This is a genomic window from Polaromonas sp. CG_9.11 (assembly GCF_015752225.1).
Taxonomy (GTDB): Bacteria; Pseudomonadota; Gammaproteobacteria; order Burkholderiales; family Burkholderiaceae_C; genus Polaromonas.
Window position 1 is genome coordinate 1 of the sequence record NZ_JADOVE010000032.1, and the last position, 25,796, is coordinate 25,796.

The 25,796-nt window shown below is 51.7% G+C and carries 25 protein-coding genes and 2 pseudogenes; 8 read left to right on the top strand and 19 right to left on the bottom strand.

Features of this window, described 5'->3' with window-relative positions; translation table 11 throughout:
• Positions 1-218 (top strand): hypothetical protein (locus IWX85_RS20590; RefSeq protein ID WP_231379962.1); only part of this gene is annotated, 218 nt, incomplete at its 5' end.
• 140 nt (positions 219-358) lie between these two features.
• Here IWX85_RS20590 and IWX85_RS21020 read toward each other — a convergent pair.
• The 6 genes and pseudogenes from IWX85_RS21020 to IWX85_RS18570 all read right to left on the bottom strand — a co-directional run.
• Positions 359-509 (bottom strand): annotated as a pseudogene (locus IWX85_RS21020) (IS5/IS1182 family transposase); the annotation flags it as partial.
• A 331-nt stretch (positions 510-840) separates the two neighbouring features.
• Positions 841-1,773, bottom strand: a complete 933-nt coding sequence (gene kwaB, locus IWX85_RS18550; protein ID WP_196870740.1) for an anti-phage protein KwaB — start codon at positions 1,771-1,773, stop codon at positions 841-843.
• A 3-nt stretch (positions 1,774-1,776) separates the two neighbouring features.
• Complete coding sequence (gene kwaA, locus IWX85_RS18555) at positions 1,777-2,379, bottom strand: anti-phage protein KwaA (RefSeq protein ID WP_196870741.1); 603 nt, start codon at positions 2,377-2,379, stop codon at positions 1,777-1,779.
• A 361-nt stretch (positions 2,380-2,740) separates the two neighbouring features.
• Entirely contained in the window at positions 2,741-3,640 is a 900-nt protein-coding gene (locus IWX85_RS18560) for an SMEK domain-containing protein (protein ID WP_255529479.1), read from the bottom strand.
• A gap of 161 nt (positions 3,641-3,801) precedes the next feature.
• The gene (locus tag IWX85_RS18565) at positions 3,802-4,839 is read right to left on the bottom strand and encodes a hypothetical protein (protein WP_231379964.1); all 1,038 of its coding nucleotides are present in this window, start codon (positions 4,837-4,839) and stop codon (positions 3,802-3,804) included.
• A 454-nt stretch (positions 4,840-5,293) separates the two neighbouring features.
• Complete coding sequence (locus tag IWX85_RS18570) at positions 5,294-7,372, bottom strand: MobA/MobL family protein (protein ID WP_231379965.1); 2,079 nt, start codon at positions 7,370-7,372, stop codon at positions 5,294-5,296.
• Positions 7,373-7,660: 288 nt separating this feature from the next.
• On the opposite strand from IWX85_RS18570, the gene IWX85_RS18575 reads away from it, so the two are divergent.
• Both IWX85_RS18575 and IWX85_RS18580 read left to right on the top strand, forming a co-directional pair.
• A complete protein-coding gene (locus IWX85_RS18575; RefSeq protein WP_196870745.1) occupies positions 7,661-8,104 on the top strand; it encodes a conjugal transfer protein TraD in 444 nt (147 codons plus the stop codon).
• The gene (locus IWX85_RS18580; protein ID WP_196870746.1) at positions 8,101-8,616 is read left to right on the top strand and encodes a hypothetical protein; all 516 of its coding nucleotides are present in this window, start codon (positions 8,101-8,103) and stop codon (positions 8,614-8,616) included. Before IWX85_RS18575 ends, IWX85_RS18580 begins: the two co-directional genes overlap by 4 nt.
• A gap of 719 nt (positions 8,617-9,335) precedes the next feature.
• Here the strand turns inward: IWX85_RS18580 and IWX85_RS18585 are convergent.
• From IWX85_RS18585 to IWX85_RS18615, 8 genes are all read right to left on the bottom strand, one after another.
• Positions 9,336-9,671, bottom strand: a complete 336-nt coding sequence (locus IWX85_RS18585; protein ID WP_196870747.1) for a hypothetical protein — start codon at positions 9,669-9,671, stop codon at positions 9,336-9,338.
• Complete coding sequence (locus IWX85_RS20595; protein WP_231379967.1) at positions 9,671-9,826, bottom strand: hypothetical protein; 156 nt, start codon at positions 9,824-9,826, stop codon at positions 9,671-9,673. The genes IWX85_RS18585 and IWX85_RS20595 overlap by 1 nt, the downstream gene beginning before the upstream one ends.
• 107 nt (positions 9,827-9,933) lie before the next feature.
• Positions 9,934-10,260, bottom strand: coding sequence for a type II toxin-antitoxin system PemK/MazF family toxin (locus IWX85_RS18590; protein ID WP_196870748.1), 327 nt, complete (start codon positions 10,258-10,260; stop codon positions 9,934-9,936).
• Entirely contained in the window at positions 10,257-10,478 is a 222-nt protein-coding gene (locus IWX85_RS18595) for an antitoxin MazE family protein (protein ID WP_196870749.1), read from the bottom strand. The genes IWX85_RS18590 and IWX85_RS18595 overlap by 4 nt, the downstream gene beginning before the upstream one ends.
• Before the next feature lie 909 nt (positions 10,479-11,387).
• Entirely contained in the window at positions 11,388-12,815 is a 1,428-nt protein-coding gene (locus IWX85_RS18600; RefSeq protein ID WP_196870750.1) for a hypothetical protein, read from the bottom strand.
• 31 nt (positions 12,816-12,846) lie between these two features.
• Positions 12,847-13,089 carry a hypothetical protein gene (locus IWX85_RS18605; RefSeq protein WP_196870751.1) on the bottom strand — a complete coding sequence of 81 codons (243 nt, stop codon included), beginning with the start codon at positions 13,087-13,089 and terminating at the stop codon, positions 12,847-12,849.
• The gene (parA, locus tag IWX85_RS18610) at positions 13,086-13,715 is read right to left on the bottom strand and encodes a ParA family partition ATPase (RefSeq protein ID WP_196870752.1); all 630 of its coding nucleotides are present in this window, start codon (positions 13,713-13,715) and stop codon (positions 13,086-13,088) included. Before parA ends, IWX85_RS18605 begins: the two co-directional genes overlap by 4 nt.
• A 598-nt stretch (positions 13,716-14,313) precedes the next feature.
• Positions 14,314-14,883: a hypothetical protein gene (locus IWX85_RS18615; RefSeq protein WP_196870753.1), complete on the bottom strand. Its 570-nt coding sequence runs from the start codon at positions 14,881-14,883 to the stop codon at positions 14,314-14,316.
• Between the two features lie 411 nt (positions 14,884-15,294).
• Here IWX85_RS18615 and IWX85_RS18620 point away from each other — a divergent pair, with 411 nt between their 5' ends.
• Complete coding sequence (locus IWX85_RS18620) at positions 15,295-16,290, top strand: tyrosine-type recombinase/integrase (RefSeq protein ID WP_231379969.1); 996 nt, start codon at positions 15,295-15,297, stop codon at positions 16,288-16,290.
• A 262-nt stretch (positions 16,291-16,552) separates the two neighbouring features.
• Positions 16,553-17,215, top strand: a complete 663-nt coding sequence (locus IWX85_RS21025) for an HNH endonuclease (RefSeq protein ID WP_370584331.1) — start codon at positions 16,553-16,555, stop codon at positions 17,213-17,215.
• A 361-nt stretch (positions 17,216-17,576) separates the two neighbouring features.
• Here IWX85_RS21025 and IWX85_RS18630 read toward each other — a convergent pair whose 3' ends face one another.
• Positions 17,577-18,233, bottom strand: a complete 657-nt coding sequence (locus IWX85_RS18630) for a hypothetical protein (RefSeq protein ID WP_196870755.1) — start codon at positions 18,231-18,233, stop codon at positions 17,577-17,579.
• 230 nt (positions 18,234-18,463) lie between these two features.
• On the opposite strand from IWX85_RS18630, the gene IWX85_RS18635 reads away from it, so the two are divergent.
• Both IWX85_RS18635 and IWX85_RS18640 read left to right on the top strand, forming a co-directional pair.
• A complete protein-coding gene (locus tag IWX85_RS18635) occupies positions 18,464-18,652 on the top strand; it encodes a hypothetical protein (protein ID WP_196870756.1) in 189 nt (62 codons plus the stop codon).
• A gap of 33 nt (positions 18,653-18,685) precedes the next feature.
• Positions 18,686-19,705: a hypothetical protein gene (locus IWX85_RS18640; RefSeq protein ID WP_196870757.1), complete on the top strand. Its 1,020-nt coding sequence runs from the start codon at positions 18,686-18,688 to the stop codon at positions 19,703-19,705.
• Positions 19,706-19,775: 70 nt separating this feature from the next.
• Here the strand turns inward: IWX85_RS18640 and IWX85_RS18645 are convergent, their stop codons facing one another.
• Both IWX85_RS18645 and dcm read right to left on the bottom strand, forming a co-directional pair.
• Positions 19,776-20,189, bottom strand: coding sequence for a very short patch repair endonuclease (locus IWX85_RS18645; protein ID WP_196870758.1), 414 nt, complete (start codon positions 20,187-20,189; stop codon positions 19,776-19,778).
• Entirely contained in the window at positions 20,186-21,598 is a 1,413-nt protein-coding gene (dcm, locus tag IWX85_RS18650; protein WP_196870759.1) for a DNA (cytosine-5-)-methyltransferase, read from the bottom strand. The genes IWX85_RS18645 and dcm overlap by 4 nt, the downstream gene beginning before the upstream one ends.
• A gap of 218 nt (positions 21,599-21,816) precedes the next feature.
• Between dcm and IWX85_RS21030 the strand changes: the two genes are divergently transcribed.
• Positions 21,817-23,199, top strand: coding sequence for a type II restriction endonuclease (locus IWX85_RS21030; RefSeq protein WP_196870760.1), 1,383 nt, complete (start codon positions 21,817-21,819; stop codon positions 23,197-23,199).
• Positions 23,200-23,303: 104 nt separating this feature from the next.
• Here the strand turns inward: IWX85_RS21030 and istB are convergent, their stop codons facing one another.
• The gene (istB, locus tag IWX85_RS18660; protein ID WP_231379973.1) at positions 23,304-24,104 is read right to left on the bottom strand and encodes an IS21-like element helper ATPase IstB; all 801 of its coding nucleotides are present in this window, start codon (positions 24,102-24,104) and stop codon (positions 23,304-23,306) included.
• Positions 24,101-25,594, bottom strand: a pseudogene (istA, locus tag IWX85_RS18665) (IS21 family transposase). Before istA ends, istB begins: the two are co-directional and overlap by 4 nt.
• Positions 25,595-25,796 lie beyond the last annotated feature (202 nt).

Genomic DNA, 25,796 nt, shown 5'->3' on the forward strand with positions numbered 1-25,796 from the left:
TCAGCGTTCACGCGCCCGGAATCGGTCCCCGCGAGCTACTCATTCCAGCGTTCACGTTCACTGGAATGGCTGTTCACGTTCGCCCGGAATACCCAGCCAAGGTAATTGTCGTCAACCATGCTGATTTGTTCTACCTCAGCGCATCGCAGGCGGTTCTCCGCAGGCAGTTCTCTTTTGTTAGCTTTCAAAACAAATCTGCCTGTTTCAAGTTGGGGTAGCTCTAACATTCATGGGTCAATTCGATGCCGCGCCGGCGGCAGCGCTTAGCGTCATACGCCTTGTCGGCGTGCAGCTTGCCCGGGCCTGCCATGCTTGCCTTTGACGGGTGCTACCCCATCGAGCAACTCGGCTAATTGCACGTTGTCATATACATTCGCGCCTGTCAGCACAAAGGCTAGGGGCAGGCTCTGCCGGTCGGTCAGCCGGTGGCGCTTTGTGCCAGCCTTGTCTTGGTCTGTGGGGTTCGGGTCGGTGGCCAAAACCCCTTTTGCCGCAATGGACGCGCTGTTCCTATGCAGGGGTCGCTTCAGGAAACGGAATTTAAAGCACGCTAGCGAAATTCCTCGCCTATGAAAGTCGGTCTTTTACAGCCGTTCGGCATTCTCAAAAGTCATGTTTTTGGAATCTCTGTTTTAAGAATGCTTTTCGAGAAGATTTGGCAGACATTTCTCACTGTAGATGCCTGCTTTCTCAAAAAAGCTGCTCAAAAACCTTCATTTTCGAGAACCCATGGCATCTAAAAATTTTTAGCGTGCTTTAAATTCCGTTTCCTGAAGTGACCCCTTCTCGTTTTATGTTGTTATAAAAATAATGACAAAAAAATGCTACTAATTTTTATAATTACGACATTTTATCTTTGGCTAAACTATCGTAGTTATAACCACTAATGTCCGATTTTAAATAATCATCATTAAGCATTTTAATAAATGTTTTTACGCTCTCTTTTGATGTCAGCTGAATTTTTCCATTCACAACACTCAGTTTAAATCGAGTTTTATTATTTATTACAAAATTTAAAATGCCAATGCCTCCGTTATTGACAATTTCGCTTTTTGCAACTCTGAACATATCTCGCTTTGGCACGATGCCATCAGCTAAGTAATTTAATACGTCGTCCACAATTCCCAATGCTAAGATATTTTTTGATGTTTTTTGCTGAATATCTTTTGCAATTTGAAAAAAATTGAAAGAAGATTCGAATTTCTTCAAACTAGTTATATAAAAATCATTTCCTAACACCATTAAATCAAAGCCACCAGATATTTTTAAAATATCGCTCTCTACAGATTGGAACCGCTCATCGAACTTCATTAAAAGAATCTGATTTTGCTTTACCAGTGACACTGGATATAACTGCTTAAAAAACAAAATTGATGTTTTAGCTGAAGAAATTTTAATTGCCAGAGTTTTTACATCCAAAATACCTTTGTCAGCAAAGTTAAATATTGGTGCATTTTGTTTATCGCATAATTTAAGCAAATGAGGGAATGCAGCCGGTTGCTCATGGAAATCATATTTCAACAATACATCACTACGAGCATCAACCTCCGATAGAGGCAACAACGACAAATCATTATTAGAATAATAACTCTTGATACTCGTCGTATATTCTTTTAAAATTGATTCAGTCGATTTTGCATCTAAATCCGCATGAAAATATTTCAACTCTTTATTATTAATATCTTTATCCTTAACTCCAAGATAAAGATAAAGGTTAAGCTGCTCAGCAAGCGTATTGTTTATTAAATCCCGAACTTCTTTGATAGTTTTCATATATTATAATTTAAACGCCTGCCTAGCAAAGAACACCTTCTTATCCAACGGCATATAGTTTATTGAATCCCCGGCCTCAATTTCTTGAGTTGAAATTAAAATTACTTCTTTATTATCAACTCTTGCGCTAAAAATTTTAAACCCAAGCAAAGATAGCGTTGGATTTGCATAAAATAAATTCGTCTTGATATAAATTACACCTAGAAAAACAAGTATTATTGCCAGAATAATTTCTTTTCGAACTTCATCTAATCCAAATCCAGCCAAGGGAATAATATACGTTGCTAGAAATACTAAATGCTCAGTTCCTTTATCCTCAATAGTCTCTACAATTTTCGGACCATCTTTTGCACCGTCAATAATAAATTTAAATCTATAGTAAAAAAACAAAGATATAAGAAATAGAACTAGACAAATACCAGAAATATAATTATCTTTTGCGATGGTCCAAAAAATATTTGAAGTAGCAAAATCACATGAAAAACAAATATCGACGTTTTTTAAATTAAGCTTACTGGCGATGATCAAAATAAACAGAAGCCAAAGGGATAATAAATACATCCCAATCTTATCAATTCTCCCAATTTTCTCTGTTACGACACTCATGGAGAAAACCTTATTGTTGTTTATACATGCAGTTTATCCTTCTTAAGAAGGTTAATTAGTATATGCTTTCAAGCGTAATAGTATTTAGCTTAAAATCAAAATTCGCTCTACGCAAGAAAAACTGGATTTTAGAGTGATTGCCAGAAATAGATTCGATGCGTTAAATTAAAATCTGCTTTACCTCATCAAGCGAGACCTGGTCATTGCGCCGGTCATAAAGGCCCATCTTACGGACGCTCTCATGGTTAGCCATCTGCTGCGCAATTTCCAACTTGCCGCCATTGCGCAAGTACTCCGTGATGCCGGTGGCCCTGTAGGTATGGCAACCAATCTTAGTCTTAATTCCTGACTGCCCGGCTCTTCAAATCACTGGCAAAATTTTTGGCAAGTGCATGAGCTTTTTTGATGTATTGAAGCTGTTTATTTTTTTGATAATTTCCAGGCGAATAGCATCAAAATCTTTTTGATCATTCAAGCTTAATGCAGCAGCATTGAAATTTAGCAACCCGTTGATCTTCGCCAGCATTTGCCCCAACGCCAAATCAACATCAGAAAGTACGGACCTGTATTCTGCGCCAAAATAATTCAGGAGCGGCTTTGCCTTAACTCCCTTGACCGAAGCACCAAAAATCAGGGATTTGACCTCCTGGAATGCCTGCGCCTGCATCAGAGGTGACCCCTCGAAGCGGGCCGGATGTCGAATCGCATCGCGGTTGAGATGGCGGAAAACAATTTCCCAGCAGTGCTCGTCATGCAGCGGATGGAGCCGGGAGAAATCGTATGACGCCCTCAGCTGCGTCACGATAATGTCAAGTTTCTGCAGCGACAGGCTAGGCAATTTCTCCAGATAACTGCTGAATCCTTCCACAAGCAAACCAGTAGCAGGTTGCTTGCCTTTTTGAGGCTTGCTGAATTTGCAGAATCCGATAACGCGCACTTCGCTGTACTGGCCGGCAAGTTTGCCTATCATGTTATTTTTCTGGAGCGTTTGGAAGGTTTTGGTCCACTTCGCGCGAGATGCATTGGTGGTCACTTGGATAGCAACACCTTTCGCAGCGTCCGCCAGATCAATTGCAGCGGAATTGTTTGTCTGAAGATTGGTATTAACCAGATCCAAGTCCTCGATCTCATGCAGCATCGCCTGCATCAAGACCTCCACTGGTTTTCCAATGTTTTTCTGAAGACTCACGGCCACTGATGCGTATGCAATCAATGACGCGACCATGGAATTTATTTCCGCAATTAGCTCTTCGTGTCGCATAAAGAGATTATTGAAATATCAGGTAATGGCCGAAAACGACTGGCAGAGGATGCCACAGCGTAAGCGCGATAGGAAGGCTCAAAATCTTGAGCACCCAAGCTCACTAACTATGGACAGGGCACAGCAACTGTGACTCCCCACAACTAAGGTCGGAATGAAGATCATGCCCGTGCCTCATCGGACGCAGTTGTAAGCCGGACACCTGCCGCAAAGCTCAAGCGCAGGTCACTGCTTAGCTGAAGGATACGTGCTTTCACAATCGCTTGGGCAGCTTCCCAGCCCAAAGAATCCGAACTACTATCCGCAGCCACCAGAAAATCGATTGCGAAAGCCAGGGCGCGTGTCTGCATGCCCAGATCCCGGAGGAGCTTGGGCTGCGGAAGGCGCGCAGTCAGCTCCCCGATCGTTTCGGCCGTGAGCATCTCGCCACGGCTGCAGCGCTGCAAGTGGCTATCTGGTGATGGCCCGGCCAGCCCTGCCCGCGTGGCGAGTGCGGTCAGGTCTTTTGCACGGTAGGCCCCACGCACCAAGTCGAGCCAGTGCTTGAAAGGGTGCATGCCCGGGTCGCACAGGCTGGCGAAATGGCTCACGGCTTGCTCCTTCTGGGACCAAGTGGTCTGGAATGCCAAGGGCAGCAAGATGACCGCGAGCAGGTCATAGAGGATCCGGTCCACGAACCGGTATTCCGGTTCGCCGAGAACGCAGGACTGTTTTTCCCACCACTGAGCAGGCCGAGAAACCAGCTCGGCCTTGCACTGCATGCACTTTAGCGACCCAGACGAGAACGTACGCATCAGCTGGTACAGCGTGCCTTCTCCGGCCCTAGTCAGCTGGGCCAACTGACTGACCAATACGCCGACTCGCATGGAGTCAGCCAGTATTTCCAGTAGCTGCTCGTCGCCTTCCAGCGCCTGGATCAGGCGCTGGCGCACCGCCGGCGTCGTTTCCACCAGCTTAAGTGCGTAGTTCTGAAAGTTCTTGAAATCCTTGCCAAAACCCTTACGCACCATGGCGAGGTGGGTACGGCGCCCACTGAGGAAGTTCGCCAAGAAGTCGTCCGATGGCGCCCCCGGCGTCCCTGGCGTTAGCGCCAAAGCAGTAGGGAAAAGCTTCATCGTGCGCCTGAGGGTCAGCGGCTCAAAAGGCTGGCTCAGAACGCTTTGCAACGTCCGAGCCGCACCCGGCGCGTGCGTTTCCACGTTTCCTCGGTCTTTCAACTTCAATACCTCCAAAATCGGCTTCAACGCCCGACAATACTGCCGCTATTTGGTCGGCTCGGGGCGCTTAAAAGGTGATTGTCATGGCAAATAGTGGTGCAAAAGGGACGACGGGCGGGGTTCGGAGTGGCGGCAAGGCTGGCGGCGGTGGCATTGGCGGCAAGAGCGGTAGCGGTGGCGCTGGCGCTGGCCAAGGTCAGGGATGGGGGGGTCGGACGAGCACCCATCTCGGCAAAAAGTCCGGCGATAACCGCTCACCCGCTCCCGGCATACCAGGTCACGGAAAAGCACCTTAACCAGGTGCAGATTCTCAGGCAGCCCCTCGCGGCGCAGGCGCTGTGGGGTTTTCGCCCGACTGTCCTGGCTTCATCAGGTACTTCGTTGCCCCTTGCCAGGCCATCGCGCACTGAATCACATCCCGTAATGGCTATAAAAGTTAGCGACTCAGGCCACGGCTGCGAACGCGGCTATTTTCAAGGCCGCGTTCCAGCTGCGTTTTTTGCTCACTCGTGAGCATCTTTTCTGCCAACCCCTGCAGATACAACATTTCATTTTTGAATGTCGTTTGCTGGTGCGTGCCCTCTGCCATACCACGGGCATCGCTGGCGCTCAGGTCTGCGATGTTCCGGGCGTGCCGCGCGATTTGTGCCGCATCCTGAGCCACGCGCGCGGCCTTGGCTTGCACCAGTGCTTTGTCGCGCCAGCCGATTTCACGCTTCACCCTTTGCACGGCGGCGTTGAGTCCCGCCTCTTTTTCATCCCACGCCTTTTGTTTGCTGGCGTTGCCAAACATCCCGGCCTCGGGCCGTGGCACGTGGTAACGCTGATATTGAAGGTCTTTGGCTGCCTTGGCCAAAGAGCTTTCAAAACTTGTGTGATGCGCGGCAACGTACAACCCGTGCGCCTCAGGGGGATAGGGCACCATGTCCGTGATGTGACGCGCTAGCGCCTCGCGGTTGACGTCGCCTCGGGCTGCATCATCTCGTTGACTGTCGGCAGCAGTAGCAGCTCTGATGGCTTCGTCTTGGCGCAGCAGTGGCTTGATTGCACGCATGTCATCGGCGATGCCCTTGAGTTTCGAGAACACCGCTGGCAGCGTGTCCAAGGCAAGCTGGTCGCCCTCGGAGGCACGGACGATGGACAATTCGACGGCGCTCAAGGCGGCCTTCTGGTCGTCCTTTAGGCAGTCCAGGTGCGACAAGTCGCGTCCAGGCGCTGCAATCTCAACAGGCAACTGTTCTGGCTTGGCCTGGGGACTGACCAGCGCGCCCTTTCTAAGCGCTTCCAGTACGTTGGCGGCCTCTATTCGCCGCCAGACTTCTCTGCAGGAGGCGGCAACTGTGCGGACAAAATCTTCGAGATGTCGGCCAGCGTGTTGAATGATGTGAGAAGCACGTTTAAATTGCTGGACAGAGGCGCCAACAACTCGGCCATAGTCTCTTTCAGACCGGCGCCTTCCGATGGTTTTTTCAACTCGTCCAGGATCGCGGTCGCTGTGGTTTGCAAGCCCAGTTGCTGCTCGGAGATGTTTTCCTGCTGTGTGCAGACTGTCGCGTGATTGAGCGACATTTTCTCTTGTTCGCCCGCCAATAGCTTCAATTGCGCGGCTGTCTCTGCTTGCTGTTTCGACATTTCCAAAAGCGCCGCCGAGATCTGACTCTGTGTAACGGTTAAGGCTCTCAATTGCGCGGCCGTATCTACTTGCTGCTTGAACATTGTTTGCAATGCTTGCAAAAGCTGCTGCTCGTAAGTCATTAACTTCTTTCAGTTGGTTGATTTTTTCGTCCTGCTCGGCAACGGCAGCTTTTAAATCACCCGAGACGTCGATAGCCGACAGTTCCCGGCATGCGCTTTGCAGTTCGTCTTCGGCGCTGCGCCGTTCCAAAAGCGCAGAAATTTCAAGCGCTGCCATCTGGCGCACGCTGACCGGACCGATGTGTTTTTCAGGCAGGCGGTCGATGCCCTGGGCTTTGAGGCTTCGGTGGTCCACTGTGGTGGAGTGGCCGGCGAGCACCAGATGCACGTTGGTGAGTGTGGCCACCCGCTCGCGCGTGGCCTGCAGCCGTTCTGGCGTTCCGGCCGAATCCTTTTTGCATCCGCCTTTGCCTGGAGTTTTCGCGTTGTGGCGTTTGAAATACTGCTCCGGATCGCGCTCTATACCGTCGCTCGTGCGCTCCGAGTACATGATGTGCGCATGCGGTTGCTCGCCTTTTTCCAAAGCCGCGCGGGGAATGTGGATCGCCCATTGGTAGGCATGGTGCATTCCGATTTCTTGCTGCACAAAGTCTTCGACCAATGCCCGGCGCTGCTCAGGCGTCAACTCTCTGGGGAGTGCGATCTCAATTTCACGGTAGGTCGCCCCATTAGCGCGCTCGTGCTCGTCGGCCGCTTGCCAAAAAAGGTTGGGCTTTTTGGTCGCCCAGCTTGGCATGTTGCCGTGGTTTTTACACTCCAGGTCTTCGCGCCGGCTCTTCTGTCTTGTTTCCGAGTACTTGCCCTCACGGGCAATGTACAAGGCGTGCGGGCCTGCCAAGCCTTTGGATCCGACTTTGACGGTGCAGTGGTACGAGGCCATCGGGAAGCTAGGTTTAGATTGGATGTGGGATTGCGACAGCAATCTCGCAGCGGCTGTTGGTATTGTCGGTTGGTGTTTCGGTGCCTTGGTATTTGGCTGTTCCCCGGATGGGGCGCACGTTTCTCGCAGAGAAACAACTAAGTGCGCTTTCTACCTAAACGGTATCGAAGGATAACACCGAACTCCGCTCAAGCTCATCGGTTATGCTACTTCATACACTTACAATGAATGCAGGAAATTGAAATGCAGCTAGATGCCTGGACCGTTGAAAGAATAGCCTACCTCAGAAGCTTGAAATCACCCTCTGAACAACAATTGCTCTTGGTTCTTCTGTCTGAAAAAAATGACGAGCCCAAAAACGAAAAGAAATTATCGGCACTGATCAAGTTTGAAAAAGCCAGTGTTCGCGCATCAAAGGCTAGGCAGGCGGTTAACAATCTTCTTCATGCAGAAGAAAAATCGACCAAGGAAGCGGAACGGAAAGCCCGCAACCATCGGCTGATTCAGCAGGGCTTGCTGATTGATTTCGCTAGCCTTGAAGATTGGAACCATGGCGAACTCTTGGGTGCGCTGATAAGCATGGCCAAGTCAGATTCGATTTCGTTGGAGAAACGGGCTGACTGGAAGCGCCAGGGCGATGCCCTGATCAGCAGCAAGGAACAAAAATTGTGATCGATCTTTTTAATAACGGTTGTAAGTTTCATCCTGATGTGATGATGTCTTTTGATAAAGAAAAAAGTCTATGGCTATGTGATAAATGTGACGCTTTTGCAGCATCAATTAAAGAAGAAATAGAGCTTCCTATAGGCTCAATTTCGACTTCTAAAACCAACAGTGCAAACAGCTTTACAGATCTTGGACCAAGTAAGTCGGCCGATGGCCTAGCTGAAAAGGCCGCGCGCATAAAGGTTGAAGAGTTGAATTTCCTGGAATTTATAAAAAATCAGGAAGAAGCACGCACAAAACCCATAGAACTTAACAAAGAAAATGGCTATTACATTGGATCCGTAATTTATGCTGACACAACGCGCGCCGCTCAGCGTTCAAGTCGCAGCGAATTTGTGATTCATGATCAATTGAATCCGCCATTAACGAAGGATAATCTAGCGATCGAGATTAAATATAAAGATGGCTTTGGTGTAGTCTTGACAAGCAAATTTATCGACAAGTCGTTAGGCAGATAACCAGAATTTTCTATTGAGGAATCTACCAGTTTGGTGCTGCCAAATCTCATGGTGTGAACCCAGCCGGCCACCCCCGAGCCGGACGGGGATATTGCTCGTCAGCTTGGCCGACAAGGGCAGTCCCAAGTTCAAGATGAATGACAGCAAAGTTCGACTCAGCCAAGAAGCTGCTAGTCAACGGCGTTCGACCCAAAGACTTGCCCAAGAACCTTCGCGTGTTCTCTCATACGCTGTACCGCTGAGTGCCAGCTTTTAGGCAAGATTAACGTGCGATTTTTTTCAAATTCTTAAAAGGTATGGATGGCTCCATCTAGGATGACGCAGGCCAATGAATTCTCAGAAGCTTAGGGGTCTGAGGTGCAGTGGAACGGAAAACCCAGTTAAGCCATGTAGGTATAACGAACCAGAATCGCCATTGTATTTTGGTATGAGCAGGTTGCTTTCCAAACGCCAACAGCGCATTTATACGGAATCGTGGTCACCATCTGCCATTTTTAGGACAGGCCAGCATAGGTGTACTCAATTTGGCTCATTGTAGAAGAGGCAGCCAAGAGCAAATGCGCCAATGTAAATTGGCTACAACCTATTTGGCTACTTCAATTGTCCAGTTAACCCGGTTTTCGGTTCCACTGCACCTCAGACCCCAAATAGGGCGAGCCACCAGGTATTCAAGGGCATCGGCCTTGCTGGCAATTGATGACAGGCCCTAGTCTTAAATTTTATTTTTTAAACTTTTCTTTGAGTAGATATCGCATACTTTGTTTTGCGCGAGCTACAAATTCATCTTCAGACTCATGAGCCTTAGGCAAGTTAATACGACTGCTAAGTTCAGATATGAAATCTTCACTAATAACGTGGTTTCCGATTTCCTGTTCAAATTTAGTTTTTTCGGAGTTTGATAAAGAAATAGTATTTATAAGATTCTTTTCAGATAATCTTACAACCACATCCTTATAAACTTTGTTTACTGAAACGGATAAACCTGAAGAATCTTTCGAAAGAGTAGTCTGATTAGAACTGTCTTTTGAAAAAAAGAAATCTTTAAAATTGCTCATTATGCTTCTTTCTGCTTATTATTTTTATAAAATTCTCTAAATACAGCTTCAAAAGTATCTTCAATTTCTTTAGCTATTATTTCTTTTGTCTCATCAGAAAGACTATCCCATATTTTCATAAATGCCGAAAAAATCCGCGTCAAAAAACCAAACATAAACAACCTTTAATTTAATTAAGTAATTAATAATTTTTAAGTCACCAAAATTTCCACCACGACCGATTAGGGGTCTGAGGTGCAGTGGAACGGATGTGGCGGTCAAGTTATTTCGCAATGCCGAGAAATACCGCCAGGCAACGCTCAATCTCCAGCATGCCATCGGCGTTAAGATGCCCGAAAGCCTCTCCGAGTTTGTCTTTTTTGACGGTCATGGTCTTGTCTACCATCACCTGGGATACCTTCTGCAACCCGTTCTCGGGGTTGGGCTTCACGGTCACGCGCAGCAGCGGGGCATCGACCAGGGCGCTCGACACCAGCAACACAGTCACGCTCGCGTGCTCGTTGAACTGGTCGGACTGAACGATCAAGGCGGGCCGGGGTTTACCAAAATCACCCTGCATGGCAATGGTGACGAAGTCGCCTCGCCTCATGCGCTCCAGCCGTCCGCATCGGCCAGCGCATCATCCATGAAGTTGAGCAAGTCCACGTCAGCCATGTCAGCTTGCGCGGCCAGCCTGGACTGACGGCGGCACTCGGCCGCGAAGTCAGGACGCCGGGTGTCAGGCACCCAGATTTGAACCGGGCGCAGCCCGGCCATGCGCAGTGCATCGCGGCGCTTTTGAACGCGTACAGCCACGGAAAGAGCCATTGCAAACCTCCTTTTCATTAGTTACATGTAACTAATTTAGCAGATTTATAGGTTACATGCAACGCCATCTGATCGACTAGCGTTTTTCGCAACGTTCTAAAACCGGATAGCGCCTCAAGGACGCCGCAAAAGGGTTATGGCTACTACCCCCTTGGTTTCCAATCAATCGACGCAGGAAGGCCTGTTCTGGCGAGCTCAACAGCCTTTGCACCCTCCCCTCTTGCTTGACAGGGCATTTCGCCCCCTCGTGCAGAGGGGGTTGGGGGGTTAGTCGATCAGAAGCTGAAATTTGTTTGCTTCACTGGCCATCGCTGCGGGACACGAAGTGCCCGCACTTGTGGCTGTCTATGCGACCCCTGCAAGGGGTCTGTTTCTGTGTTGGGGATGCCGGGTGGGGAGCGCGAAGCGCGGGCGCAGGCCGAAGGCCGGAGGAGCTGGCGGGGCGAAGCCCCAAGAGGCAGTGTTTGGTCACGAATTTTTGGGTTGAACTTTTTGCGATTTGTTCACAGGCAAAAATAAGGATAGGTATTAAGAAGGTTAAAACAAGGATAGAAGAATAGGCCAAAAAAAAATGACATTTTCTTTAATGAAATCAGCAAGTTGAAAAATTAACCCGCGACCCAAACCCCCTGTTCGACCGCAAAAAATAGCCTTTTTTTGCGGTTTTTTGACTGAAAAATTGACTCGCGACCTAAACCCCCTGCACCCGCGACCCAAACCCCCTGCCTTTTGGCTGACCCGCGACCCAAACCCCCTGCCTTTTGGCTGACCCGCGACCCAAACCCCCTGCCTTTTGACTGACCCGCGACCCAAACCCCCTGCTTAAAACCGACCCGCGACCCAAACCCCCTGCGACCCGCGACCTAAACCCCCTGTTTTTTCAGCGACCCGCGACCCAAACCTCCTGCCTCAAGATCGGTTATCCACAATTTTCGATACGATCCCATTGTTGTTGCCAAGGCGTTTATTTGAGACTTTTTGTTCGCTTGCAAACTTGGCTGTTGGTGACAAGGTGTACTCCACATCTTCAATTTTTCTGCGAAGCCCTAACCGTGTCTCTTTTGCAAAACTCATCAACACCCCTTCGATTTTCAGTTCTGCAAAGGCCTCATCTAGGGCGCTGATTGCGTCCCTGCCGCGTTTGTAGTTGTCCAGTAGCCCACTATCCCGCCGAATAGTGCTGTAAAACATTACAAACGTGTTTCCAAGGGCTGCGAATGTGTATTTCAGTACCAACTGGCTTATTAGCCAGCGGGTGAGCTGTGATTGACAATTCATCAGCCGCTGATAATTGAACTGCCGATAGGTGATCTGAGTAATACTTGCAGTTAAGGCGCTGTGGAATTGGACAAGCCACTTGGCGTCTGGATCTGCTGTACGGCCTTCCTTGGTCACTTTTATCAATGTCGGAAGATACGGCTGTGAAATAAAACTTGGATCTTTCCCGTTCGACCCTTTGTCGATCAATCTAATGTTTGAGAGGTTCATCACATCGAGGCTTTCCATCAATTCGTCATACCTCATTGAGTGGCCGCGCGATTCCAATTCCGTGCGAAGTTGATGCAATGTGAAGGTTACGCCACTGCGGAAGTTGTCAGTGTCCAAAAAACCCGACTTTTGTTCCGTGGCCAACTTCCTTAGCGCGTGCTCCACCAATTCTTCTCGTCCACTCGGGTAGAACGCTAACGTTGCGCAGCCCTTTTTGTCTTTGGTTTTAATAAGGGCAGGGTGAATTTCTGCGGTGAATGGTCGGCCTTTGTATTGAAACTCAAGCTCTGCAATTGGCAAGAAACTGCCTTCAACGCGTAATTCAACTTGCCTGGCTCTTGATATCGAATAACGCGGAACACTGTCCCAAAGATCAATGGCGTTAGATAGGCCATCTCTCTCCTGGGCCGTGTTGGTCAGGAAGTTCCTAAACAAATCGATTTGTTGGTTTTGATGAGCGCTCGCTGGCAATGCTTTCATTATTTTTGGCGGTTTTGTAGTTTTAGCCTTGCCTGTGAGTTCGGCGGCCAGATGTAACTCGTATTCCTCTTCAAGAGTTGGGCCATCAACATCGCGCAACTCTTGCCGCTTGTAAGAAGTTTGATCTCCAATACTTCGGCGATTTTTTTGGACAAGAGCGAGTTCGCGCTCCATTGAATGGGTTGCTTCGTCGTTGCCTGCGCCAATTTCCCGTGCGTGTCTGATCCGCTCGTTTAAGTCTAAGTACTTGACCATTTCTACGTCATAAAGGGCGTCAAGTTGCTCAATTTTGGCTTTGATTTCCTTGCGAAGCGCGGTTTTCAGTGCGTCGCCAGCATCGGTCATTTTGGTAGCCTTGTTCTCAGCCATGATCTTTGTCGTTTTCCATTTGAAATGCGATTTATTTTGTTTCTGTATTTCCGTATTTCTGCAAAAGTAACACGCGCACTTCATCGACTATTTTGCTTCCACGCATGGCACATTGCGCTTTGATAGCACGGTGTAGGCTCTCCGGGATGTCGATGGTGAGCCGCTTAATGGCTTCGGCTTCTCCGGCATCGCGGCTATCTACCCATGCATCAGCAGGTACTGGGGCGGGCTTATTTGTTGGCTTGGTGCCAAAGGCTATTTTCTTGGCGCTCATTTTGCGTACTCCATCAATTCAGCTGCTACGGCCTCGATCTCAGCCACAGCTGGGCCGTTCGGATCAATTTCAAAAATGGCCTGCCCTTGAGCTGCGGCTTCCGCGAAGACCACACGTTGGGCTACGCTGGCGTTAAGGACGTGGACCGGATATGCGGCCAAGGCTTCGCGCACGTCGCGCCCAATCGCCGTATTTGTAATTTTACGATTTACCAGAAACACAGATTTAATGTTTTCTTTATAAATTCGAGCTTCGTCGATCAGCTTCACGACTTCTTCGGCTGCCCAGATGTCGTAGGGACTTGGTTGAACGGGAATTACAACCACATCAGAAGCCATGATCGCGGACCGAGCCAGATCGGTGACCCGTGGCGGGCCGTCAATAACGATGTGGTCATAACCTTGACCGATCTGGCCGATTTCTTTATGTATGGATGGCCGAGGAAAACCAACAACAGTAAAAAGGGGAGGACCTTGACGGGCCGCAGCCCAATCAAGGGCGCTTCCCTGGGGATCTGCATCGATTAGCAAGACTCGCGCCCCAGTGCGCGCCAGGCTTGCGGCTAGGCAGATACTGAGGGTGCTTTTTCCAACTCCCCCCTTCTGATTTAAAAAACCAAAAATCATGTTTTTACCTTTTATGTTTATGTAATTTTACAGAAAACATTAAATAAGGTCAACTTTGATCTGAACATTTGTAAAGGGCGGAACGATGCATCCTCAGCAACTCGGCCGTTTCTTTGGTGGTGCAACCGTTCTGCTTGGGGTCGCTCAGAAGTGACAGGCAGCTTTGACCCATGTTGTTAAAAGGTTCATGGCATTTCAAATGCCTGAGCGATGGCAAAGTGCCTTCGCTGGTGCAAATTTTTGAACTCAAAAGTTAGTTTGCCAACTTTGAGCCAGGCGCAAAACCTAATTTTCTGGCTTTTGATACCGGGTTTATGAGGCTTTTTTCCAAGGCTCAGAACTTACAAGTTTTGAGCCAGCTACCTTGCTAAAGTTTTGTCCCATTCAGAAATCTTGAAAATCGCGACGGTCATGGCTTTCGAGAAGATGGCCGGCTATTGTGCAGCGGGCTATTGTGTAGCGGGCTATTGTGTGCATGACTGCAAAAGACTGGAAGCCGACTTTCAAATTTCCAGACTGCAGACGTTCAACGCCCAGGTTCAGCCGCAGCCCCGCCTGAGAGCGAAGCGAAGGCGAAGACGTCGGCTGGAACCTGTTGTTAGGCGTCAACGGTGCGCCCCTTAGGGTCCTTGTTGATTGCATCAGCGATGTTACCCACGCGCACGAGGGCTTTGTGCAATCTCGAGGCAATGAATGGGATAGAACCTGCTGCAACAGCCACAGCTGCGGAGCAGGTGATGAGCAGTGCCGACAGATGAGGCAGGCGTGCCCTCTCGAGAAAGATTCCAGCAGCTAGTACCAACAGGGGGAACAAGCAGCCCTCAAGTAGCTTCTTCGCTCGCCGGATCTCGTCATACTGCGAGGTGAGTGTTTCACTCTCAGCTCTCGCCAAGCGCTCCAATACTTGCCACTCCTCATCCTCTGCTTTTGGACTCATGCGCCTAATCGCAAGGTCCGAAAGGACTTGCACGAAAGCGCCGAGAATGTAAGCGAACGTCACGGCCGGAATAGCTGCTACAACCGCCCATGCGTTCGATCCTGAGTATTTTTCGAACTCTTCCAGGAACCCATCGGTGATTGAGTCCACAATAAGGAAGGCACCGAGCAAGAGCAGTGAGCCGATTGCCACCGCCAGAGCAAACTTCTCGATTGTCCCTTCAACCTTCAAGTACAACCTCCTTGACGCCTAACGTAATGTAGGCCGTAGGATATTCTGGAAAGCCAGTTTATCCGTCGGAATATACCTGAAATTCGAGTTCAGATACCGATGATTCATTAGGTGACAAGGCTCGTATCGCATTGTTTTACAGCCACATTTCAAAGAAACTGAAGTCATTTTCCTCCCTTTAAACCTTGTTGCCTATCCTGGCGAAATTTGGTCAACGTTGAGTTCATTTTCTCGACGATTTATGTTGCTCGACTGTACGACTGTAGTCCAGTGGACCGCGCCCCCGAATGTCGGCTCCCGCTGCTGAAGAGTCATTCAAGTCACTTCCAGACCGGCCCTTGCTGAACCCGTCAGTTGCGCCGGATGCTGGCCATCTTCCCGCTCATTAACCCCTGATAAAAAGCGTTATCAATGGTTAGAATCAAAGCCATGGCCACTGACATCGAGCCGCTCCGCTCGGCATCCCCTCGCGCCCTCACCGCGCCCGAATTTGCCCGGCTGGCCGACGTGCCGCCCGAGGCCCAGTGGTTTGCCAACCTGACGAGCGCACAGACCCGGCGCGCCTACCAGAACGACCTGGCCGGCTTCATGCGCTTCACCGGCATCGCGCAACCCGAGGAGTTTCGCCTAGTCACGCGCAGCCACGTGCTGGCCTGGCGCGCCGACCTGGAGAAGCAGATGCTCAGCGGCGCCACCATCCGGCGCAAGCTCGCTGCCCTCGCTTCGCTGTTCGACTACCTGTGCGAGTGCAACGCCGTGCTGCACAACCCGGTCAGGGGCGTCAAGCGCCCGGTCGTGGACACGCTCGAAGGCAAGACCCCGGCGCTGGGCGATGCGCAGGCCCGGGCGCTGTTGAATGCGCCGCCTGCCGGCACCCTCAAAGGCAAGCGCGACCGGGCCATCCTGGCCGTGCTGCTGTTTCATGCGCTGCGCCGCGAGGAACTCACCAGGCTGTGCGTGAAAGATTTCAATCAGGAGCGCCGCGGCGTACCGCACCTTCGTGTGCAGGGCAAGGGCGGAAAATTACGCTTCATTCCGACGCACGCCAGCGCGCTGCGCTTGGTGGCCGAGTATTTGGCCATCGCCGGCCATGGCCAGGAAGCCGAGGGACCACTGTTTCGGCGGGTGCGCGCGCCCAAGGCCGGGCAGCCCGCCGCCGCGCTGACGACCGGCAGCGTGTACGCCGACGTGGTGGTGTTCTACATGAAACAGGTGGGTATTACGGGCGAGAACATGGGGCCGCACGCGCTGCGCGCCACCGCCGCCACTAGTGCATTGGAGCACCACGCCGACATCGCCAAGGTGCAGGAATGGCTGGGCCACGCCAGCATCAGCACCACGCGGGTGTATGACCGGCGCGGCTCCAAACCGGAGGATTCGCCCACGTTCAGGGTCGCTTACGGCTGATCCACTCGATCGCGTAGCTGCAATGATTCGCACGGATTTCCGATTTTCAGCGGGAGCGGTCTCCGACGGGTTCGTGCCAAACTTCGGCAGCCGGCCACAGCTGGACGCTCGCCACGTCGGGCAAAATTCGGCCACGAGCAGTCATTCAAGACACGGCCCCTGTGAACTCAAAAGCAGCCGTGTTGGGTCACCACCAGCCTCTTGATTTCCATGGTCCGACGCAGCTGCGAAAAAGGACCGACGCTAAGAAGTAGGAGACAGCGTGTCAAGCAGTTTCGAAGAATTCATCCACCGCGAAGCGGACTACCTTGCTTGGGTCGCCGGACACCCTGAAGGGTTTGTTTTGAACGCGGACAGCAAACCAAGGGCGGCGTACATGCTGCTGCACACCGCAACTTGCCGTACTGTCACGCAGTACCAGAAGAATGCGTGCAAGGACGCATTTACCGGCCACGGTTACATCAAGATTTGCTCGAATGAACCGAGTTCGCTTCTCGTATGGATGGCACGCTATGGCGCCAACAACTTCTCAAGCCTGTGTAGCAAATGCAAGCCCGACGCCTCGAGCATCGTCGACCAAGTCGCAGTCCAAGAGGCGCTTCTAGACGCCGAGGCGCGTAAGTTGATGGCAGCTCCGGCGAAGCTGCAACAACAACTCGCCGACATTCCGCGCGAGCCTCCAAGCTTCTACTACGCTCAGACCAAGGTATTCAAGCGCAGTCCGGCCGTCGTAGCAGCCGTCCTTTTGCGCGCGCAGGGGGCCTGCGAAAAGTGCCGGGCCAGCGCACCGTTCCTCAGGGCTGCCAACAACGAACCATATTTGGAGGTCCACCATAAGGTGCGGCTGACCGATGGCGGCATCGACCATCCGGACAACGCATTAGCCGTATGTCCGAACTGCCATCGGGAGGCGCATTTCGGCTAAGCGCCAAGGCTCAGGCGCGCAATGTGCGCTTTTCTTGTATCGCCCGACTTCTGCTTCGGGTCGGAAGCAGCAATCGGTAAGTAAATTCCGACCGGCGGCTTCCAGTCTTTATGCGACGCCGAGCAACCTGATTCATTGAACATAACGCCTGTCGCCAAGTGCATGACTGTCAGGCATGTTTCCGCGTAGAAATAGCTATGCCTTTTTCTGCCACTGTTTGCTGGAGGGATTTATTGACATTTTGCAGCCAAAAATCAAGCATAAGCTCAAGTTTTTGGCGTTCCAACTAAACGGCCGTTTGATGAACACTACTTCATCAAAGGGATTTGACTTGGTTCAGTCAGCAACAGACACGGAAGAGTCAGTCAACTTTCCGAATTGATTTATACAAACCCGACACGTGAATTGGTGGTTTGATGATCTTATTGCCGGTCATCTGATCGAAGTTTACGTGAATCTTGATGATGCCATGTGCTTGCCACTTACCTTGCCTAAACTCCGGACGGGACCTTAGGTTTCCGAAGATATTCGAGGTCGCAGCGAATCTCTTGGCGATCCAGGAACGAGTCACCGTTCGACCATCTTCATAGAAAATGGTAATTTTTGCTGCCTTGCGTTTCATCAATTTTTCTTTGAACACGCTTGGGTCTATCGGATCGAGCGTAATGGGCAAAATGTCTGAATTCACCAGTCCCTGACCCGAGGGGTTACCTTCCTCATCCATACCGGTTTCATCCTTAGCGAGTGCTTTCAGACGAACAGCTGGCGAGTCATACTTTCGATGGCAAGCAGTGCAGAGGACGAGAATTGCTTTTTCAAAGGGCTCATGCTCTGACTTAAATGCCTCCTCGAACTGCTTGAGATCGACCTCTACTTCATTGTCCTTTTCAATACTTCCAAGCAAAAAATCAATTATTTGAATGCGGTCTCTTCCGTGAACGTGCGCGGACTCAAGGTTCTCACCTGACCCGCAATGCTCACAAGCTCCCACGACAGCCCGCTGCTTTTTGGTGATCATGTTTACAACATTGCGAAACCGCGGACCGATGTATCGCTTGAACTCAGAGTTCGTCCCTTTGAAAGTCGCCAATTTTTCCCTCAAGTAAGCCCCTACCTATTTTGCTTTTTGATTGTAGAAGGCAGTGAGCACTCGCCATCAACTCTTCCCGCTGCGTTACTGACCTTGACTTCGTGTCTAATAAATGATCTTTTGAAAAATGATTAAATCATTGACTTTGGGAGCAAAAAATGGACGAATGGTCTGAATACTTTGAAGATTTTCCTGAAGAAAATCCTGCAAATCAGCGGGACTACAACGCTGTAGATGAGAATGAACTTCGCACCCAACAAAACTACTCGCCAAAATTTCGGGCCAGAGAACAGCAGGTAAGCGAAGCCGCAAAGGCTCGAAAAGTAAAAATAACCACTAAAAAATAGTTTCCACAATTGGCGAGCAATGCTAAGGCGACCATGAGTAACCCAAGCGAAGGACAGGTCGTCTTAAATGGCAGATACCGAATCCTGCGAATAATTCAGGCAGGCTTGGGTGACGACAAGCAGCACATTGGGGAGCCGGGACGCTGCCGATTCTGCGGGTGTGTCGGGTCTGGCAAATTCCGAAATAAGGCGCACACCTTCCCCGAGTCGCTCGGGAATCAATGGATATTGTCTAAAGACGAGTGCGACGACTGCAATCGGCGGTTTTCGGTCTATGACGATGCCTTGACAAGCGTGCTGCGCCCTTTCCTGACTCTTGGTGGAACTGCCGGCAAGTCGGGGGTTCCGCAGACCGGGCGCTCCGCAGGCGACTCTGTAATACGACACATTACGGTCGATGGACGAAGGCAGATCAATTTTAGTTTGAAAAACGTCGTTACCCACAATCACGCCAAAATCACGCCCGACGGACGGCGCGTGAGAATTCAAATTCCCGTGGAAGGCATCAAGTTCCGTCCTAGACATGCCTACAAAGCGTTATGCAAAATCGGCTTGGCCCTGATGCCCATGGACCTCGTGCCTAACTACTCCAAGCTTCTAGCTTGGCTCCAGTCAGCCGACGATCAGGCTGAATTTCCCGTACTGGAAGTTGGGCTTTCCTTTGGCTCGATCGGCAACGCGCCAGCGGTTGTGTGCGCGGTGTTATTACAGCGCGTTAATCCTTCGGACGCGGTCCCATACCTGTATCTGCTGTTCTGTGCGGGCTCGGTCTGCGCACATGTTGCACTCATGTCGGACCACTTGGAGGACCATCTTCTGCTTGGGCAGATGGGGCAAATTCAAGTGCGTTGGTCAGTGGTTCTTGGTCCAAAACAAGAGGTCCGTTTGGATTACGGCAACGTGTTGCCATTTAACTGGGCAGCCCAAGAGACAAGGCTGCAGCCTGTAGAGAGTTTCATTTTCGATTTCGATTCCGTGACCACGACGGGTTCGTTTAGACCAGTGCTGCGGCCAGAGATCAAAGATGACAAAGACGAACGTCTTGAAGCGTAGCGCTGAAAATGGCCATGCGGTGCGCTGAAAGTTACCCGCCTGGCCCAAAAGCGGTAATTCGCTCTACCTTTCATCCCTTTCCAAAAATTTCCTGTGCAACTCCCTCAAGGACGCTGGCATTTTTGGCCTGACATTCCCATATTACAAAGGTTCTCCAGCCCAGTGATTCCAGCGCAGCTATCTGCTTTTCATCGCGTGCGACATTTCCTTGGAGCTTTTCCAGCCAAAAGGAAGGGCGGGTTGCTGGCAGAACAGCAAACCGGCACCTAGGATGTCGATGCCAGAAGCACCCATGCACAAAAATTACTGCCCGGTGCTTCGGAAGCACGATGTCAGGCCTGCCCGGAAGGTCCTTGCGATGTAGTCGGAACCGAAACCCGGCCGCATGAAGGTATCTGCGCACGATCAGTTCGGGCTTGGTATTCTTGCCCTTGATAGCTCGCATGTTCTTTGATCGGACAAGGACAGTGTGAACGTCCGTCATGTCGCGACAACGCTTGCCTCTTGCACCTTTGCAGATCTTGTTGCCTTTGGCACCATTGCTGGCATGGTTTGCAGCACATGCGCCTTTTTGGCAGCCAGAATGTAGGGCTTGATCAGTTTTGCCACCGATGCAAACACAGGGACCACCACAGAATTCCCGAACTGCTTATAGGCCTGTGTGTCAGACACGGGAATACGAAACTCCGGTCCTCCGGGCTGGTCGTATCCCATCAGCCGCGCGCACTCCCGGGGCGTGAGACGCCGGGGACGGTTTGTCAGATTGTCATCAGTTGAGAAATCAGCTGCCGGGTTGAAACCCCGGTCAATCAGGATCTCGGACCCATCCTTGTAATAGCGGGCAGACAAGGTGCGCGTGATGTCCGATCCCTTCACCAGACCATAACCAAACCCGTTGCCCTTGGCCTTGTGCTTGATCGAGTAATTGAAGAGGTACTCCCAAAGCTTCGGAGTAAGAATGTATTTGTCAGGTACGGTCTGCTCCAGAATGTCTGAAAGCTTTGGTTTGTCCTTTGGAAAGAATTTTTTAATATCACGCAGTGTCAGGCCGTCATGCACACCCAAATCCCGGCGAAATCCAACCAGAATAATTCGTTCGCGGTGCTGCGGCACGAAGTGCTTTCCATTGATGATTTTCGGGTCTGCCGCTCCCTCTGCACCCATATCAGCCACTGCATACCCCAGCTCATCCAGCGTTTCCATAATGACTTTGAAGGTACGCCCCTTGTCGTGACTTTTAAGATTCTTGACGTTTTCGAGTACAAAGGCAGCCGGACGCTTGACCTCAAGGATCAGGGCAACATCAAAGAAAAGCGTGCCCTGCGTTTTGCATTCAAAACCATGGGCCCGCCCGAGTGCATTTTTTTTTGACACCCCGGCAATGGAAAAAGGCTGGCATGGAAAACCGGCAAGCAGCACATCATGGTCCGGGATCAGCCGATGAATGTTCTCCTCAACCTCCTGGCGCGAAACATCGTCCCGGTCACTGAGAGTCACTTTGCGAATGTCTTCATTGAACGTATGCGCTGTGGGATCCGAATAATGATTGGCCTTGTAAGTCCGGACTGCCGGTTTATTCCATTCACTGGTAAAAATGCAGCGTCCACCAGCCAGTTCGAATCCGCGCCTGATGCCGCCGATTCCTGCAAAAAGATCGATGAAATCGAAATCAGGCTTTGCGTAGTGCGGAGGTCTTGCCGGTAGAAGTTTAAGCAGAGCTTCGTGCTCATGACGACCAACGGTGGGCGAAGCTTTGCCGTTAAGCCAGCGGTTCACGGTTTCCCGGCACCACTGCCCGGGACTGACCTCATTCAGGTACTCGCCGATAAATTTTTGATCGTATATTTCCAGCAAAATTTTCAGCAGCTCAAGATCTTCATCTGTTTTTTTCATAATTTTCTCTGGGTTAAACGTGTGACGAAGTATCACTCGAAATACCCAGAAAATAGAATTTTGAACAAATTAGAACAAAATCAAATCGTTGCTTATAGTTACACCTTCTAAAGAATTAAGTTGAACATGTACTTCTATCTTTCCCTTGAGAGTCAAGTTGCTAATCTAAAAACTTGCGAACACACAGCATTGCGTACATCAGCAGCTGGACAGTCGCAGTGACCGGAGTGCTTGAAGATGATCTCTTCGCTGTAGCGCCGGAGGAAGCGCTTGAGGAATTTACCTCGGCGCTGGAAAATGCTGAAAGTGTTTACATCAAAAAGCTTTCGCTCAACGACTGGCAGTGGAGCGAAAACCCGGATGCTCATCAGGGCGGTCCTTATATCCCCCCGCATGACCGCGACAGTGGTTTTTTCCCCCATCTCGTTGAAAAAGTACGCGCTCCTGGAAAAAAACCCATTTTTGAGACGTTTTTCGAAATTGTCTGGCCACAGGCAGGCGGAGAAATTAAGGAAGCGAGACTGGCAAATTACACAAGTAAGGGGGAGGAAACGCATCTCACAAGGCTTGCAAAGGAGCCATTCCAGAATATCAGCCCGGCCTCCCTGCTTGTGGTGGCGAAGCAGCGGCTTGCATCCGGAAATGTGCGGTTTACTGCACTGATCGCGGACTCCGCCGGTGCGTCTGCAGAGTATCTGAAGGAACTGTTCGGTATCGAAACAGATTTTCTGTCTGGATTTTTCGAACCCAAGGTAGCCGTAAAAGAGTCAAAAGAGCGTGTGCTTGACTACGTTGAGCAGGCGGTAATTGCCTGGCGAACCGGAACCCTGAAGGCTTTTGCACTTGATCATGCGGCCATTCCAAGCACTGCCGCAATGGCTGCCATGGCGCAGGCCCAGTACATGAATATGCATGGCCTGTCATCGCTCAATCCTTTCAGTCTTGATTGCCCAGGCGATGCGGTAATGCGGATCAGTCGCGACATCGAGAACCGCCTGTTCAGGGACTTCGAAATGAAGTCCCGCTCAATGCAGCTCGTAAGCATCATTCTGGGATCTGAAACTGGAAAAATGACCGTGGAACGAGCTTTGCGGGCGCTCATTACTGATTTCCCCCTGATCGACAAAGTGCTGCTTTCTGCGGCACAGCAACGTAAATCGCGTGCTGGCAAATCGTTTGAACTGCATATCGCACGACTCTTACGAGATGGCGGCATTCCGCACGAAGAGCAAAAGGTTCTCGAATCAAAAAAACGGCCAGACTTTGTGCTGCCCAGCTACCGCATGTATGCAGACAATGATCGTACGCACGAGCAAGCATTGGTGCTAAGCGCTAAAACGACACTGCGGGAACGCTGGAAGCAAGTTCACCTAGAAATCAAAAACTGCGATCTCTACTTGGCTACGGTTGACGAGAACATTGCAGCTAGTGCAATCGTGGAAATGGGCGAAGCTGGTATCAGGGTGGTTGTACCCGAATCGCTGAAGACATCAAAGGCTGCTGTGTACGAACATCAGGAAAATGTGATTTCATTCAAGGAATTTTTCACCAATGACCTTGGAGTTAGGCGCATGCCGCTATGGAGTGCCGGGCACATATGACAGATAAATCTCAGGCTGACTCCTGCTGATGGTCGATGTCAACTATCTTGACCGCTCGGCGACAACTATCGTGGCCGGTGGAAGCGGGGAATGATGTGTGGCGGTTACGTTGTTATGCGAGCCTTTCGCGCAGGCGGGGCATGCCCCGCCTGCGCGGCGCGGCGGCGGTAGCTCTCCACGTTCATTTCCAAAATGGTGGCGTGGTGCACGAGTCGGTCAACTGCGGCCAGCGTCATGGCCGGCTCGACAAACACCTCTGCCCACTGGGAGAAAGGCGTGTTGGCAGTGATGGCCAGGCTCTTGCGTTCATAGCGCTCGCATATCAACTCGAACAGGACTGAGGTTTCAGCCTGGTCGCGCCGCACGTAGCTCAAGTCATCGAGAATCAGCAAGTCAAAGCGGTCCAGTTTGGCCAGCTCCTGCGGTAGGCGCAAATCACGCCGCGCTGCCTGCAGGCGCTGCACCAGGTCCGAGCATCGGGTGAACAGCACCCGCCGCCCGGCGTCAATCAAGGCGTGCCCCAAGGCGCTGACCAAATGGCTTTTGCCGACGCCCGGCGGGCCGAACAGCAGCACGTTGGCGCCCCGGTCGAGCCACTCGGTGCCCTCGGCGAGCGCCATCACCTGCGCCTTGGACACGCTGGGCACGGCCGAGAAGTCAAAGCTGGACAGGCGCTTGTCTGGGCTCAGGCTTGATTCATGGCGGTGGCGGTCAATGCGCCGGGTCTCGCGCGCATTGATTTCGTGCTCCAGCAACGCTTCGAGCAGCCGGTGCGCCGGCCAGCCCTCGGCATCCGACTGCGCGCACAGCTCGCCGGCCAGGCGCTTGATGGTGGGCAGGCGCAAATCCGTCAGCATCATCCCCAGGCGTGCCGAGGTAGTTGTCGTAATTGACGCCGCGCTCATACTGCCGCCTCTAGCAGCGCGTCATAGGACGCCAGCGCAGGCAGCGTTACCGCCACGTCGGGCACCTCGCTTGTGGGCGGCGCCAGCAACTCGGTCAAGGCGTTCAGGTCTGGCAACTGGTCCATGTCAATGAGTTGCTCCAGCTCCTGGGCAAGTTGCGCCTCATGGCCGCCGGCAGCCAGGGCCAGCAAGCCCACCATGGTTTTGCAGGCTTCGCGCTCAGGCCTTTGGGCAGACAGTCGCTCCCACGTTTGGCGGTACACCGCGCGGGGAAATGCCGCATCGCGCAGTACCCAGCGGGCAAATGCACCGGGCTTGCGTTTCAAAGCGCCCACCAAATGTCGGTAGTCAATGCTGCGCCCCACACGCTGTCCCTGCAAAGGCCTTGCCCTTGGCATACTTAGCACGCACTGCCCGCCCAGCCAGCATTCGATGTGTTGGGCATACTGGCGCACCATCAACCGGTGACCGATGAGTTGGCTCGGTACGCTGTAGAGCACGCCCTTGAGGGTGAAGATGGCGTATTTGCTGACCCGAGCAGGAATCTCCTCAAACTCGGCCGTGCGGCGCACCGGCAAGGGTTTGAGCATGGCGCGCTCGGTGACCAGAAACTTCAGCGCACGCGTATTCATGCGCTGCACGATGGTGTCGACAAACGTTTCGTAATCAGGGCGCGTATCGAAGCGGCGACTGCCGCGCAGACGCAAGGCCTGGTCCAGCGCTGTCTTCAGGGAGTTGTTGCGTGATTCGATAGAGCCGTTCTCATTGGATTGGCCTAGGTTGCAGCGTGTTGCACGCAGCCCGTAGTGGCTGCACAGGTCTGCATACCGCTTGGTCAACTCCTCTTGCTCAGTCAAGTTCTTGAATGCTGCCGACAGGCTGTCGGTACGGTGTTCTTCGGGAACGCCGCCCAACGCCCACAGCGCGGCCTGCAAACCGGTGGACAGTGCCATAAAGCTCTCGCCGGAGTCGATGACGGTGACATGGCGCCAACCGGAATAGGCCAGTGCAAATTGGTACAGGCGGTGAGTAAACACCACGCCGGCAATCTCCACGTTCAGTTCATCGGCCACCGTGAAGTCCGAGATGCCTTGGCGTCCTGGCGGGTGTTCCTGCGCAAAGTAGACCTCGCGCTCGACGCCAAACTTGGCCCGCTACAAGCGTATGCGCCGCTGCAGGGTCCTCAGCACGCTGGTATCCCACTGGCCGGGGTAGCGGCGCTGGAGTTCTTCGAGCAGGGTGACGGCGTTGAGCCGGGCATCGGTTTGCAGCAGCGGGATGACCTCGCTGTCCCAAACCGCACTCAGCGGGTCTTCTCGGGTGGGCCAGCGCCGCTCGGGGCGCTGTGAGGGCAGGCTTTGCGCGTCTTCAATGCGCCGGGCGCTTCGCTCGCTGATGCCCGCTTTGGCGGCAGAAGCTACTTGGCTGAGCTTGTTGCGGTGTTGCTTGTACTTGTGCACTTGGTGGTCCGTGATTCTCTTGCCGGGCATGCCGCCTACCTTCGATTTGTGTTCGAAGGTTCAACGGTAGCCCCGCTTCCCGGACCCGCCCGGTGTAGGCCTCTAACCGGCCAACATTGTTGTCGTCAACCGGCCAATGCGTATTCCAGCGAACGTGAACGCTCATTCCAGGATGGTGAACGGCGATTCCGGGCAACGTGAACGCTGCGGCGGTGTTGATGTGTTGTTACGC